Source organism: Acinetobacter lwoffii (assembly GCF_029024105.1).
In the GTDB taxonomy this organism is placed as follows: Bacteria; Pseudomonadota; Gammaproteobacteria; order Pseudomonadales; family Moraxellaceae; genus Acinetobacter; species Acinetobacter lwoffii.
The window spans coordinates 71,799-86,231 of sequence record NZ_CP118963.1 but is presented as its reverse complement, the minus strand read 5'-3'; the positions used below and the strand labels follow the sequence as shown (position 1 = coordinate 86,231).

Annotated in this window: 11 protein-coding genes and 2 pseudogenes; 8 read left to right on the top strand and 5 right to left on the bottom strand. The window is 40.7% G+C overall.

What is annotated here, in order from left to right; all coding sequences use genetic code 11:
- Positions 1 to 13: 13 nt before the first annotated feature.
- From PYW33_RS00370 to tviB, 5 genes are all read right to left on the bottom strand, one after another.
- The gene (locus PYW33_RS00370; protein ID WP_004647654.1) at positions 14 to 562 is read right to left on the bottom strand and encodes an acyltransferase; all 549 of its coding nucleotides are present in this window, start codon (positions 560 to 562) and stop codon (positions 14 to 16) included.
- Between the two features lie 94 nt (positions 563 to 656).
- Positions 657 to 1,226, bottom strand: coding sequence for an acyltransferase (locus tag PYW33_RS00365; RefSeq protein ID WP_227554990.1), 570 nt, complete (start codon positions 1,224 to 1,226; stop codon positions 657 to 659).
- A 23-nt stretch (positions 1,227 to 1,249) separates the two neighbouring features.
- Complete coding sequence (locus tag PYW33_RS00360) at positions 1,250 to 2,350, bottom strand: lipopolysaccharide biosynthesis protein (RefSeq protein WP_228127486.1); 1,101 nt, start codon at positions 2,348 to 2,350, stop codon at positions 1,250 to 1,252.
- A gap of 82 nt (positions 2,351 to 2,432) precedes the next feature.
- Entirely contained in the window at positions 2,433 to 3,455 is a 1,023-nt protein-coding gene (locus PYW33_RS00355; RefSeq protein WP_004647657.1) for an NAD-dependent epimerase/dehydratase family protein, read from the bottom strand.
- Positions 3,456 to 3,468: 13 nt separating this feature from the next.
- A complete protein-coding gene (tviB, locus tag PYW33_RS00350) occupies positions 3,469 to 4,746 on the bottom strand; it encodes a Vi polysaccharide biosynthesis UDP-N-acetylglucosamine C-6 dehydrogenase TviB (RefSeq protein ID WP_004647658.1) in 1,278 nt (425 codons plus the stop codon).
- 200 nt (positions 4,747 to 4,946) lie between these two features.
- On the opposite strand from tviB, the pseudogene PYW33_RS00345 reads away from it, so the two are divergent.
- From PYW33_RS00345 to PYW33_RS00310, 8 genes and pseudogenes are all read left to right on the top strand, one after another.
- Positions 4,947 to 6,181 (top strand): annotated as a pseudogene (locus PYW33_RS00345) (IS3 family transposase).
- Between the two features lie 297 nt (positions 6,182 to 6,478).
- Complete coding sequence (locus PYW33_RS00340) at positions 6,479 to 7,558, top strand: polysaccharide biosynthesis/export family protein (protein WP_016806765.1); 1,080 nt, start codon at positions 6,479 to 6,481, stop codon at positions 7,556 to 7,558.
- Positions 7,559 to 7,561: 3 nt separating this feature from the next.
- Complete coding sequence (locus PYW33_RS00335; protein WP_004647663.1) at positions 7,562 to 7,990, top strand: low molecular weight protein-tyrosine-phosphatase; 429 nt, start codon at positions 7,562 to 7,564, stop codon at positions 7,988 to 7,990.
- Between the two features lie 20 nt (positions 7,991 to 8,010).
- The gene (locus tag PYW33_RS00330) at positions 8,011 to 10,209 is read left to right on the top strand and encodes a polysaccharide biosynthesis tyrosine autokinase (RefSeq protein ID WP_004647664.1); all 2,199 of its coding nucleotides are present in this window, start codon (positions 8,011 to 8,013) and stop codon (positions 10,207 to 10,209) included.
- Positions 10,210 to 10,355: 146 nt separating this feature from the next.
- A pseudogene (locus PYW33_RS00325) lies at positions 10,356 to 11,794 on the top strand (capsule assembly Wzi family protein).
- Between the two features lie 232 nt (positions 11,795 to 12,026).
- A complete protein-coding gene (locus PYW33_RS00320; protein WP_004647668.1) occupies positions 12,027 to 12,731 on the top strand; it encodes a BamJ family beta-barrel-assembly machinery protein in 705 nt (234 codons plus the stop codon).
- Between the two features lie 48 nt (positions 12,732 to 12,779).
- Positions 12,780 to 13,469, top strand: coding sequence for a BamJ family beta-barrel-assembly machinery protein (locus tag PYW33_RS00315; protein WP_004647669.1), 690 nt, complete (start codon positions 12,780 to 12,782; stop codon positions 13,467 to 13,469).
- Between the two features lie 163 nt (positions 13,470 to 13,632).
- On the top strand, positions 13,633 to 14,367 hold the full coding sequence (locus PYW33_RS00310; RefSeq protein WP_004647670.1) for a dienelactone hydrolase family protein: 735 nt from the start codon (positions 13,633 to 13,635) through the stop codon (positions 14,365 to 14,367).
- Positions 14,368 to 14,433 lie beyond the last annotated feature (66 nt).

The window sequence follows — 14,433 nt, the reverse complement described above, 5'->3', positions numbered from 1 at the left end:
AAATGGGAGAATATTAAAGATGGTTTTTTGAGGCTTGAATCGACATGGCACGTTCCACACGGGCACGGTAATCGGTGATGCCAACCAAGTCGCTATCACTGGCACAGATGCTTTGAATTTTGGCTTGATAATCAGCAAAGTTCGACACCACTTTGGCAGGTACACCAATCACCACGCTATGGTCAGGAATATCTTTGGTCACCACCGAACCTGCACCAATCACGACATTTGAGCCAATGCTCACGCCCGGCATAATAATGCTATTCACACCAATAAAGACATGCGAACCCACTTGAATCGGGGCAAAGCGTTGATAGCGTTTCCCTTGCTCATCTTTGACTAAACAGGTACTGCCATCATGGGTAATAAATTTCACGCCTGAAGTCACCGTGACATGATCACCAATTGAGACTAAAAACGGTTCTGAGCCCCAATTTTTAATATAAATTCGGCAGTTTTCACCAATTTTCACCCCCTTTTTACGTGCATATGCCACACTGCCCTTTGCCATAAAATAAGCAAGATCAAACAGCTGTCGAAAAGCAGAAACCATAAATGCCATACGCATGACCTATGTCAGGATCAGAAAATCAAAAGGGAGAAAATTAAGCTGAATATTTTACGCTGAAAATATGTTTTACGATATGCATAGCACTTTACACAGATTTGATTTTTTTGGCTGGAATACCGACATACACCCCTGATTCAGGCAAAGGTTTAGACACCAAACTACAAGCACCAATCACGCTATCATCGGCAATAGTTACACCATCAAGTACCGTAACTCGTGCACCAAGCCAAATATTTTTCCCTAAACTCACGCCCTGCTTGGTAATCGCATCTTTCACCAACAGATCAGGCTCACCAAATTTATGATTGCTCGCAATAATAATGCTTTGCGTGCCAATACGGGTGTTATCACCAATGGTCACACCTCCACAACCATTGATATACGACTTGGAATTAATGCTGACATCTTTACCAATTGAAACCTTACCACCGAAGCATTTGATATAGCAGTTTTCACCAATAAAACTGTTGTCGGCAATCTCAAGCACCGCACCATTTTCAACAATTAAGCTGACATGATCACCAATATAGACATTGTTGCCAATCTGCATTTTTCCACGAATATCGACGGTACAACCTTTGCCGAAATAGCGAAACTTAGTGCCAAAGGCCATGTTGTACATCACTTTACGGCACTGTGAAGCAAACCAATTCATGTATTTTAAGATTTTAAAAAACATCAGTTTTTGTTTCTCCACACTACATATAAAATGGCAAAGTTATAGAAAATTAATGCCACAGGCACCGCAAGTAACATATACACTTTATCAGCAAAGACAGCATAGAAGCCTGCAAATAAAGCGAACTTAATGATGAGTTCTACGATTTGCAACTTAAATAACACTTGGCTGTTGCGCTTAGCAATCAGAAAAGCCGAGCTTGGTGGATTACAGAAAATCGCCCAATAGCCCAAAGCTAAAATTTGGAAATAGCTCGAAATACCCACCCATTCACTGCCAAAAACCCATAAATATAAAAATTCAGGCAGAATGAAGAAAATGGCAAATAAAGGTAGTGAAACCAGACTAAGCAGTACACTCGCCTTTAAGACATTTTGATTGGATTCGGTGTTTTTAAATTTGCGAATAAAGAACTGACGCAAGGTTTGCGAAATCAGATTGATCGGTACACGCAAAGTCCGTTCGACAATGGCATAGAAACCCATCGCCTGTACACCGACAAAATGCGACACAACATAGTAGGGCAAGTTATGCGAAAAACTATTCAGCAACGCATGTGGTGTATTGGCATAAATAAAATCTTTGTAATGTTTAAATACCTGCCAACTCACTTGATACAATTGATGTTTCAGTAAATAGATCAGCACCGCCACAATCATGATAATGGAGCTGACGTTGTAGCTATTGACCAAACTAATTTGCATCACTAGTGGTAAAGAGAGTTGAACCGCCACGACGATTGCACTTCTAAAAATATTTAAGCCTGCGCAGAAATATTCTTGATGTGCTGAAAAGTGATAATTATACAGACTTTGAATCAGCGTATTTGCAAGTATGCCTGTCGCCACTGCACCTGCCATTTCAATATTTAAAATAAAGCTGATAACGATGCCACTAACAACAGCAATAACAGTTGAGAACACCGACCCTTCAAAAATCAGGCTTTTTTTATCCTGTTCCTCAGCGACCAATAAAGCTTGATCTAGGCGTAAATTGGCAATAGTAGATAAAACACTGACAAGCGCCAAGACAATGCCATACGCACCAAAGTCCGCAACAGAATACAGGCGTGTTAAAACAGGAAGTGCGATAAATGTCATTATCGCACCTGCCAGTAAACTTAATGTGATCAGCCCAATCGACTGATACTTTGCGAAGAGTTTCGCAATCATCTGTTTAAGATCATTCTAAGTTGTTCACATACCAACGCATCGCCAGTTGAATGCCTTCGGCAATTTCAAACTTAGGTGCATAACCTAAGTGTTGCTGAATTTTAGCAATACTGGCTTGTGAATGACGCACATCCCCTGCACGGAAATCACGGTACACAGGATCACGCTCAAACTGCACATCATTTTCCGCAAGCGCAGATTGAATGGCACGATATAAGTCATTCAATGTGGTACGGTCACCGACTGCGACGTTATAGACCTGATTTTTAGCCTCGTCCGATGCCGTTGCCGCCAAAATATTGGCTTGCACGGTATTATCGATAAAGCAAAAATCACGACTGGTTTCACCATCACCATTGATGAAAACATCTTCGCCAGCAATCATGGAAGCCGTCCATTTTGGAATCACCGCTGCATAAGCACCATTTGGATCTTGGCGTTTGCCAAAGACATTAAAGTAACGCAGACCAATCGCCTTAAAACCGTAGCTACGTGCAAACACATCGGCATATAACTCATTGACATACTTAGTCACAGCATAGGGAGACAATGGATTGCCAATATTCTCTTCGATTTTTGGCAATGCAGGATGATCACCATAGGTCGAACTGCTGGCCGCATAGGTAAAGCTGGCAACACCTGCATCACGTGCCGCAGTCAGCATATTTAAAAAACCGCTGATATTGGTGTCATTGGTGGTGATGGGGTCGGCAATCGAGCGCGGTACTGAACCGAGTGCGGCTTGATGCAGTAAATAATCCACACCTGTACAGGCTTTTTGGCAATCTGCAAACTGACGAATATCACCTTCAATAAAGCGGAATTTCGACCATTGTTCAGCAGACACCAAGCTTTTTACTTCATCTAGGTTATGCTGATGACCAGTAGCGAAGTTATCTAAACCCACCACAGTTTGATCAAGCTTCAGTAAAGTTTCTAGAAGATTGGATCCGATAAAACCAGCAACACCTGTCACGAGCCAGGTTTTCGGCTGAGCTTGCAGTTGCTCACATACCTGTTGATATTGATGCATGGGGTATGTCCTATTATAAACGAAGGTCAGATTCAGACCGACTCAATACATATTTCAAGTCATATAATACGTGATTGGCTTTACCCAGTGCACGGATAGCTTCTGCACCCATCTCTTTAAATTGCTCATGTGCAACCGCCAAAATCACAGCATCGTATTGACCATTTTCCAGTGCCTCGACAGGGGTAATCCCATATTCATGCTCCGCATCTGATACATTCACCCATGGGTCATAGACATCAGCTTGAATATGATAATCCTGAAGCTCATGAACAATATCAATGATTTTGGTATTACGAATATCCGGGCAGTTTTCTTTAAAACTTAAACCAAGGACTAAAACTTTAGCACCTTCAACCTGAATCTTTTTCTTGATCATGGCTTTAACAAGCTGAGTCATCACATAAGCCCCCATATCATCATTAAGACGACGACCCGCCAAAATAATTTCAGGATGATAACCAATCGACTGCGCTTTATGGGTTAGGTAGTATGGATCGACGCCAATACAGTGTCCCCCCACAAGACCAGGACGGAATGGCAAGAAGTTCCATTTCGTCCCTGCCGCTTGAAGTACTGCTTCGGTGTCGATCTCCATTTTATTAAAGATCACAGCCAGTTCATTGATCAGGGCAATGTTAACGTCACGCTGGGTGTTTTCAATCACTTTTGCCGCTTCAGCGACTTTAATGGTTGGTGCCTTATGTGTGCCTGCTTCAATGATCAAGTTATAGACTTCATCGACAAAATCAGCAACTTCTGGAGTGGAGCCTGAAGTAATTTTAAGAATATTGGTCACACGGTGAAGTTTATCACCTGGGTTAATCCGCTCAGGGCTATAACCTGCAAAGAAGTCTTGGTTAAATGTCAAACCTGACACCTGCTCAAGCACAGGGATACAGACTTCTTCTGTTGCACCTGGGTAAACAGTTGATTCGTAAACTACGATATCACCTTTTTTCAATACATTACCAATACTTTGAGATGCTTTTACTAGTGGCATTAAATCAGGTTGTTTAAATTTATCAATTGGTGTTGGCACAGTCACAATAAAGAAATTACAATCTTTTAAATCTTCTAAATTTGAGCTGTAATCCAGCTGTGTCGATAGAGCGAGTTCTTCAAGAGAGACTTCCAATGTATGGTCTTTACCAGATTTGAGTTCATCAATACGTTTTTGATAAATATCAAAGCCCACAACCGGAACTTTTTTACCAAATTCAACAGCTAGCGGTAGACCGACATAGCCTAATCCAATAATGGCAACTTTCACTTCCGAGAGCTTTAGCATCAATCTAAACCTTGAATTTTGATGAATCTAACAATATAAACTAAAGTGATAAATGGAATCACTTTACTGAGTATTTTATTATACTTTTATTTAAGAAAGTGAATAACCACCAAAATTCTGAACACACATACCGTCTTTTTGGACTGCTCCCAGTATCCTAGACAAATTTCGTCTATTCTTTTTGCATAGGAGAGAACCTGATGAGTGGGCAAAGATATACCCCAGAATTTAAAGATGAAGCTGTTAAATGGATTACTGAACATGGATATTCTGTCACTAATGTAGCAGAGCGTTTAGGTGTATCACAGCACAGCATTTATAAATGGCTAAAGGCGGTACAGCCTTTACGTAACAACTCTGATGAACATGAACTACTCGAAGCAAAGAAAGAAATCCTACGTCTTAAAAGTCAGCTTAAACAGACTGAAGAGGAACGGGATATCTTAAAAAAGGCCGCAAGGTACTTTGCAAGCCTGCCCGAGTGAAGTATCAGTTTATCCTGGAATACAGCCATCAATTTAAGATTAAAACGATGTGTCGGGTCCTTAAGATCGCTCGTGCTGGTTACTATGCCTGGTTACATGGACTCGAATCAGGCAGGACTATTGAAGATAAGCGGTTATTACAGCTCATCCGTTCTTCTTATGAGGCCAGTTATGGCATCTATGGTTATCGTCGCATTACGCTGGATCTAAAAGAATTGGGTGAAAGCTGCGGGTCTAATCGTGTGCTGAAGATCATGAAGAACAATGGTATTGCCGCTGTTCGAGGATATAAGAAGCATAAAAGCTATGGTCGTGGTCGTCGTCATATTGTGCCACCCAATCACTTAAATCGAGAGTTTATTGTAAACACATCTGATACTTTACGAAACAGTGTTTCTCAGGTGACTGATATTACCTACATCCGTACTTGGCAAGGCTGGTTATATCTGGCTGTAGTTCTTGATTTATATTCAAGGAAAGTCATCGGTTGGTCAATGAAACCTACGCTTGCCAAGGATATTGTTTTGGATGCACTTCTTATGGAGGTATGGCGACGCAGAGCCAGTGATCCAGTGATCCAGTGATCCAGTGATCCAGTGATCCAGTGATCCAGTGATCCAGTGATCCAGTGATCCAGTGATCCAGTGATCCAGTGATCATACACTCAGACTAAGGTTCACAATACAACAGTGGAGACTGGCAGAAATTCTGTCAGAAGCATAACTTGGTTCCAAGTATGAGCCGGAGGGGCAACTGTTGGGATAATGCTGTTGCTGAATCCTTTTTTAGCAGCTTGAAGAAGGGAAAGAATTAAAAAGCGAATCTATAAAACACGAGAAATGGCCCGTGCAGATGTGTTTGATTATATCGAGATGTTTTACAATCGAATAAGGCGTCATTTGCATCTCGACGGGATGAGTCCAGAAGCCTTTGAGGCAGCTTCAAAATGAGGCTGTCTCATGTCTAAGATACTGAGAGCAGTCCATGCTTATTTAAGTGATGTGCTGAAAAGGCTGCCGACGCATAAAGCGACCCAAATAGAAGGATACTGCAACACCGCTGGAAACCCGATCAAAATTAAAAAATGGCTATGGGGTTCAGCGGATGCTTACTCCTTCACTACCTATTAGAATTAGCAACAAAGTCACAAATTGTTATATATTCACCTCATAAGTTGGGTAGAATAGCTTCAATCTAAAATGAATTTAACAAATTAACATGTAGGAAAACTTGTGCGACACTTTCAAATGGCTTTTTTATTGGTATGTGGCATCTCAACTACAGGCTGTGCTGTTACCTCTGGTTTACAAACCTATGACCTCCCTGCACAAGGTGCTTACCAAACAGACCAAGGGGCTCAACTCACCGTCGTTCAGCTAACCCAGAATAATTTACCTAGTCACTTGTTCAATCATATTCAGAATTCAAATTCTATTTATCATTTATTTAATAATAAGCAGCACATTTACCGTTTAGCTGCTGGTGATGTTCTCTCAATTCAACTTTGGGCCTACCCAGAAATCACCCCTCCTATTCAGGATATTTCAAATGTAAAAGCTGCAGGTTATCCCATAGACTCTAGTGGCAATATACAATTACCTTTAGTGGGGCAGGTACGGGTAGCCGGGAAAACACTGGCTGAAACCAATCGTTTTTTACGTAGTCAATTTGCGCGCTATTTGATACATCCTGATGTGGTGGTTCGAGTATTGTCTTATGAGGGTCGTCGCTATTTTGTCAATGGACAAGTTATGCGTAGTGGTCAATATACCCTTAATGATCAACCTATTAGTATCTATACAGCACTCGGACAGGCAGGTGGTATTAATACTGAAACGGGTGACAATACCAATATTCAATTGATTCGGGAGGGTCAAACTTTTGACCTAAATGTATTACAACTAGAGAAACAAGGCTTATCATTACATAATTTACTGATTCAACCGAATGATACTATTTTTGTGAATACCAAACAGAATCAAAAGCTTTATGTTATGGGTGAGTCGAGTAAAAGCCAAGCTCTGGCTTTACGTGACCAAGGTATGACCTTAAGTGATGTTTTGGGTGAAAGTGAAGGAATTAATCCTTACTCCGCAAGTGCGGCTAAAATCTATGTAATGCGCACCGATTTAGCCACCAAGCAATCCACTGTGTATCACTTAAATTTAAGCAGTTTTGGTAATCTGGGCTTAGCCAATCAATTCCAAATGAAAAAAAATGACATCGTTTATATTGATGCGACTGGATTAACGCGCTGGCAACGTATTGTCAACCAGATTATTCCGTTCTCTAGTGCACTCTATAGCTTTGACCAACTGGGTAAATAAAATATGCAAATTCGGAATATTTTGGTCGTCTGTGTAGGAAATATTTGTCGTAGTCCAATGGGTGAGTTTTTTCTCAAGAAAAATCATCCTAACTTACATATTGAATCTGCGGGTCTTTCTGCCATGGTAGGCCATAGTGCTGATGATAAGGCCATTGCAAGTATGGCAAGAAAATCAATTGATATGAGATCACATGTCGCAAAACAAATTGATGCCAACTTAGTCAAAACTGCAGATTTAATTTTAGTGATGAGTTCAAATCAACAAAAACATATAGAAAAGACTTGGCCATTTGCTAAAGGTAAAGTATTTCGTTTAGGACATTGGCAAGGTCATAATGTTCCCGATCCTTATAAGCTTGATCAAGCATTTTTTGAAGAAACATGTAATAACATCGAATCTTATGTTTCGGATTGGCAATCACATATTTAATTTTATCTAGTAGTTTATCCATGAATCAAAATTCAAGTACTAATGACGATACCATTGACTTAAAAGAATTATTTTTTTCGTTAATTGCACAATGGAAAGTGATCGCGCTTTGTATCGTATTGAGCTTAACCTTCGCATTACTTTATTTACGTGTTACTCCCTCAATTTATTCTGCTGATGCAATGGTTCTAGTAGAGGATAATAAAGGCGCTGGAGCTGCTGCCCTCTTGGGTGGGTTGAGTGATGCTATTCCAGGGGGAATGGGCGGAAAATCTCCCGCAGATGCTGAGATTGAAATATTAAACTCACGCATGATTTTGGGACAAACTATTCAAAATTTGCACCTTGATATCCAAATTAAAGATAATAGTAATACTTTATTTAATCGTTTGATTAAAAATGACAAAGCTGAAGTTCTTTATAAAAAGGATATGGTGGTTTTCCAAAAAGAAAATCAAGCCTTTTTAATCAAAACATTAAAAATTCCAAATTACTATCTAGATAAAAAATTAGAGTTAAAATTCACGGATAACAACCAGTTTACTTTCTCTTATAAAGATGAAGTGATATTTAAAGGTCAATTGAATTCCAGCAATCAAACCATAGACTCTAAGGGACTTTGGGAAGTTGTAATATTTAGCAAATCTCTATTTAAAGAAACATTTACTATCACTAAACTCGCACTACCTACAGCAGTCCAGTTCTTCAAAAGTAACTATAGCGTAGCTGAGAGAGGGAAAAACTCCGGTGTTATTGGTCTAAATTATAATGGCAATGATAAGGAACATATTACTCAAGTTCTGAATAATATTTTATCCGTCTATCAAATACAAAATATTCAACGCAAGTCTTTAGAATCTAAACAAACTTTAAATTTTTTAGACAAACAGCTGCCGGAACTTAAACAGCAACTTGAGGAATCAGAAATCAAGTTCAACCGTTTCCGTGAGCAATACAATACTATTGATGTAACTCAAGAAGCCGAGTTAATGTTAAAGCAAAATGTTGAACTGGAAAAGATGAAAATCCAATTACAACAACAGCAAGCGGAACTCTCTTCAAAATATACCCCTGACCACCCTCTTATGTCAGCAATCAATGCTCAACTTTCTGAAATTAATCAAAAAACTTCAGAAATGACACAATCTATTAAACGTTTACCAGAAACACAACGATTATATTTACAGCTATATCGAGATGTAAAAGTAAATACTGAGCTTTATACCGCATTATTAAATAGTTATCAGCAATTGAAAATTGCAGAGGCTGGTGAAATTGGTAATGTCAGAGTTATTGACCAAGCTGTTGAACCCGTTAAGCCAATTAAACCCAAGTCATTAATTACAATAATTTTATCAATTTTTGCTGGTGGTTTTATTGGAGTATTAATTGCACTATTACGAAATATGATGCGTTCAGGCATTAAAGACGCAGCGCAAATTGAAAATGAGCTTGATCTGCCAGTCTATGCCACTGTACCGCGCTCTGTTATTCAAGAAAGTCGTATTAAACTATTAAAGAAGAAAAAGAATATTCCTATTCTTGCGGTTAAAGATAGCAGTGATATCGCGATTGAAAGTCTCCGTAGCATGCGAACAGCAATTCATTTTGCCTTAATGAATGCGACCAATAATGTGATTGCCATTTCTGGTCCTGCACCTGAAGTTGGAAAATCATTCATTACCACTAACCTTGCTACTATTTTAGCGCAAGGAGGAAAACGGGTTCTGGTCATTAATGGTGATCTACGTCGTGGCTATTTACATAAGTACTTTAATGCCGAAGTGCAACCAGGTTTAGCAGAATTATTGAATCACCAAAATAGCTATGAAGAGGTGGTGCAAAATTCAACTGTAGATAACCTGTTTTTTGTGACACGTGGTAAGAGTCCGGTTAACCCGTCTGAACTATTAAGTACAGATCAATTCAAAACTTTCTTGAATCAAGCCTCTGCTCATTTCGATCATGTACTGATTGATACGCCACCTGTGCTTGCGGTGACCGATGGTATTATTATTGCGCAATATGCGGGTGTGAATTTATTGGTTGCCCGTCATGCCAAAACACAAATTAAAGAGCTGGAAATCACTGTGAATCGTTTTGAACAGGCCAATGTGAAAGTCAATGGTGTGATTATAAATGATGTACAACAAGGGGCAGCAGGTAGCTATGGTTATAATTATGCCTATGCTTATACCGCAAATAAAGACAATGACTAATTCATTGTAAACTTTGATATCACACCCTGTTCGAGGCAGGGTGTGATAGTTCTCTCTATCACATTTATTCCAAATGTTCATTGTTGAAAAAATCAACTAAAAACCCTATCTTGGTTATAGTTTAAAACTCCTGAGAATATACAAAAATGTTACCCAAAACACTGCTCGCCGGCTTGGCATTAAGCTCCTCACTGACCTTTGCCCAAGGTATCGTTTTAAATGACCAAAACCTGCGCACCGATTTAAACTGGTTAAATCAGCAAGGTGTGATTCAAGTTAGCACTTCGACCTGGCCAATGAGTGGTGATGAAATCCAACGTGCCCTTTCTCAGACAAAAATCAGCAATAGTAATCAATAAAAAGTCATTGATTCAGTCACGGCTCATTTGAATACCAATAACCAGTTACTCAAAGCATCACTATTTGCAGAGACAGATCAAAAAAATATTCCTCAAGCCTTTGGCGATCAGCAAAAAGCGCAATATCAGGCGGGTATAGAGTTGAATACAGGCAATCAGAATTGGGATGCCAGACTTCGTATCAATGCAGAAAAAGATCCCCAGATTGATAATGATCAAGATGTGAATATTGAAGGGTCTTACCTTGCAGGTAAATTATGGAATCAATGGCTGATTGCTGGACAAATTCCGACCTACTGGGGATCTGGCCATGATGGCAGCTTAATTCGGGGGTGATGCCTGTCGGTCCTGCGTATGGTGTGACCATGCAGCGTGCCGAACAGCATGCTTTTGCAAACAAATGGCTATCTTGGATTGAGCCTTGGCAATATCAAGCTTTTGTCGGACAACTGGATGATTACCATGCTATACCTGATGCCAAACTGATTGGCTTACGTGTCACCGCACAACCTTTACCCTATTTGGAGCTGGGTGCATCGCGTGCTATGCAATGGGGTGGTGGTGACCGTTCAGAAAGTTTATCTACACTCTGGAATGCTATAAAAGGCAATGATAACTTTGATAATAGTGATGATGATAAGTCTAACCAAATTGCCGGTTTTGATGCACGGTTAAGCTTACAACCACTGGTGCAAGTACCAATGGGTATCTATGCGCAATATGTCGGTGAAGACGAAGCAGGCGGCTTACCGGCCAAAAAAATGTACTTGGCTGGAGTCGATTATTCTTCTAGCTATCACAATATGCCTTTCCAGCTGTATACTGAATGGACAGATACCCGTAGTAATGGTAGTGCCGATGGTATTTCATATAACCACCATGTTTATACCGATGGTTTTTATCAGCATGGTTACCCATTAGCACATGCGATAGGTGGTGATGGTCAAATGATTTCAGTAGGTGGTGATATTCGTTTCGATCGCCTCAATCGTGTTAATGCTCGAGTGCTATTTGCCAAGCTGAATGAATCCCACCGAACTACTAATTTAGCTTTTCCAGCGCAGGATGAATTAAAAGCTGTTGATTTGAGCTGGACGCATTATTTACGCCCCGATATTCCACTAAAATTAAATGGCTGGATCAGCGATTCAGACCTACATGACAATGATATTGGTGCATCGATTGGAATTGAATTTCCTTTAGAAAAAAGCTTGTTTTCCTACTAAGCTCTTTGCAAAATATAATTTCGGTTGAGGCAGTCATTGATCCTAGACATTCTCCAACAATGATTAAGTTCTGAAAAATAAAAAACCAGCGATTGCTGGTTTTTTTATTTCTTTAAACTTCAACACAACTGCGATGTCCGCTTGCTAAAAAACCACCCATTCTGCAAGATTTCTCAAAATTTTCTGCTAAGATGGAATGAACCTCAACGATAACATTAGATTGGAATAATACATGAGTAAGGCCTTACCGATTGCTGTCGCTGTTCTTTTAGGCGGTGCCGCGCTAGTACCTGTTTACTATGCAACTCAAAACCCAGCTGCTCAAACCACAAAAGCATCTAAAGATGCCTCTGCTGTTTCTAAAATTAGCTATGCACTCGGTTATGAAGTCGCTCATCAAACTCCACCTGAGCTGGATATTAACAGCTTTGTGACAGGCGTTCGCGAAGGCCATGCCCGTACTGCTCCTGCTTATACTGAAGAAGAATTACAAGCAGCTTATGAGCAGTTCCAAAAAGAAATGCAGCAGAAGCAAGTGGATAGTGCCAAACAGGCTCAGGCATCAAGTGATACTTTCCTGACCGAAAATGCCAAAAAAGCTGGAATAAAAACCACAGCATCTGGTTTGCAATATTTAGTGACCAAAGAAGGTACGGGCAAGCAGCCTGCAGCAACTTCAAGTGTGAAAGTACATTACACAGGGAAATTAGTTGATGGTACCGTGTTTGACAGTTCGGTTGAACGTGGCGAGCCGATTGAGTTCCCACTCAATCAGGTCATTCCAGGCTGGACCGAAGGTCTGCAACTGATGAAAGAAGGCGGTAAAGCAACCCTGTATATCCCATCTAAACTCGGTTATGGTGAACAGGGCGTGCCAGGTACGATTCCTCCACACAGTACTTTGATTTTTGATGTGGAACTCATCGAAGTAAAATAATCCACGAAAAGGAGAGCAACGCGCTCTCCTTTATTTTGAGAATGAATCATGAAAATACAAATAAGTTTGATAGTTTTACTGCTGAGTTCTGGCAGTCTTTTTGCCAAAGAAGTCACCAATAAAAGCCCTGAGGCTGAACAGGTCGGCTACAGCTTTGGTTATCTGATGGGAAAAAGCAATGCCGATTCCTTACAAGGCATTGATCTGGATGCCTTCAGTGCCGGTTTAAAAGCGGCAGCCGCTGGGAAACAGGCGACTTTAAGTGAGGAAGACATGGCGCGAGTCTTGACCCAATTTAAGCGTCAGGCTGAAGCCAAGGAGCTGATTACCTTGAAAAAGCAGGCGGATGAAAATGCCAAAATTGGTCAGGCATTTCTGGCTGAAAATGCTAAAAAACCGGGGATCAAAACCACGAAATCAGGTTTGCAATATCAGATTCTTCAGGAAGGTAAAGGGAAATCGCCGAGCGCAAATAGTAATGTCCGGGTACATTATGAAGGCCGTTTGATCGATGGTACGGTTTTTGATAGCTCAATTGCCCGTAATCAGCCCGTAGTATTTCGTACCACACAGGTCATTACCGGCTGGACCGAAGGTTTACAGCTGATGAAAGAAGGTGCCAAATATCGTTTCTTCATTCCGGCCGAATTGGCCTATGGACAGATTGGTTCAGGGGATGTAGTTGAACCGAACAGTACTTTAATTTTTGATGTGGAATTACTGGAAATTATTAAATAATAAGTCCTATTTTTCCAGATCTAAAATCGGAGAGGTTCTATATTTGCCTCTCTTTTTTATGAGCTTAAGTATCCGTAAATCGCAGGTTTTCATGTCACATTCCGATCAGTTTTGCTATGTTATGTTTTAATCAAGCAATTCAACAACAATAGAGGATGTCAGCATGGCAGCAATCAAGACTCGCGAAATTTATTATACTGCGCAGGATGGCAGCCCATTAATTGGTTATTTTGCCGCCCCAGAAACAGATACCCCTGTTGCCGGTGTACTGGTCGCACCCGAATGGTGGGGTCGGAATGAATATACCGAACAGCGTGCCCGTGAACTTGCAGAACATGGCTATGCGGCCTTGGCCATGGACATGTATGGGGATAAAAAAGTCACGACCAATTCTGATCAGGCTCATCAGTGGATGATGCAAACTTTTGAAGATCCTGACACTATCGTCAACCGTGCAACAGCAGCCTTGAATGCTTTGGCAGCACAGGATGAAGTCAATGTTGAAAAGCTTGCAGCGATTGGTTTCTGTTACGGCGGCAAAGTCGTACTGGATCTGGCCCGTTCTAATGCACCGTTAAAAGCGGTGGCCACTTTCCATGCCATTCTGTCGCCAAAAGCACCTGCTCAGGAAGGTCAGGTACAGGCGGAAATCCTGGTGCTACATGGTGAACTGGACAGCATGGTGACTTTGGATGATGTGGCCAGTTTCCGTGAGGAAATGCATGCCGCCAAAGTCGAGCATGAAGTAATTGTTTTTGAAAATGCCAAACATGGCTTTAGCAACCCGCTTGCGGATGAACGGGCCAAAGCCAATGGTGTAGATCTTGGTTACAATGCAGAAGCGGAACGAAAAAGCTTGGCAGCAATGTATGCCTTGCTGGATCGTCATTTGGCATAAATAGAAACAACTATTTGGCTTGTTCACAGGCTAAATATTTCAGATACTTCATGAAGAAAAGAAAGA

Coding starts and splice junctions, on each gene's coding strand:
- PYW33_RS00370 (WP_004647654.1), bottom strand. CDS start 562: ATGGCATTTATGGTTTCTGCTTTTCGACAGCTGTTTGATCTTGCTTAT.
- PYW33_RS00365 (WP_227554990.1), bottom strand. CDS start 1,226: ATGAATTGGTTTGCTTCACAGTGCCGTAAAGTGATGTACAACATGGCC.
- PYW33_RS00360 (WP_228127486.1), bottom strand. CDS start 2,350: ATGACATTTATCGCACTTCCTGTTTTAACACGCCTGTATTCTGTTGCG.
- PYW33_RS00355 (WP_004647657.1), bottom strand. CDS start 3,455: ATGCATCAATATCAACAGGTATGTGAGCAACTGCAAGCTCAGCCGAAA.
- tviB (WP_004647658.1), bottom strand. CDS start 4,746: ATGCTAAAGCTCTCGGAAGTGAAAGTTGCCATTATTGGATTAGGCTAT.
- PYW33_RS00340 (WP_016806765.1), top strand. CDS start 6,479: ATGGCTTTTTTATTGGTATGTGGCATCTCAACTACAGGCTGTGCTGTT.
- PYW33_RS00335 (WP_004647663.1), top strand. CDS start 7,562: ATGCAAATTCGGAATATTTTGGTCGTCTGTGTAGGAAATATTTGTCGT.
- PYW33_RS00330 (WP_004647664.1), top strand. CDS start 8,011: ATGAATCAAAATTCAAGTACTAATGACGATACCATTGACTTAAAAGAA.
- PYW33_RS00320 (WP_004647668.1), top strand. CDS start 12,027: ATGAGTAAGGCCTTACCGATTGCTGTCGCTGTTCTTTTAGGCGGTGCC.
- PYW33_RS00315 (WP_004647669.1), top strand. CDS start 12,780: ATGAAAATACAAATAAGTTTGATAGTTTTACTGCTGAGTTCTGGCAGT.
- PYW33_RS00310 (WP_004647670.1), top strand. CDS start 13,633: ATGGCAGCAATCAAGACTCGCGAAATTTATTATACTGCGCAGGATGGC.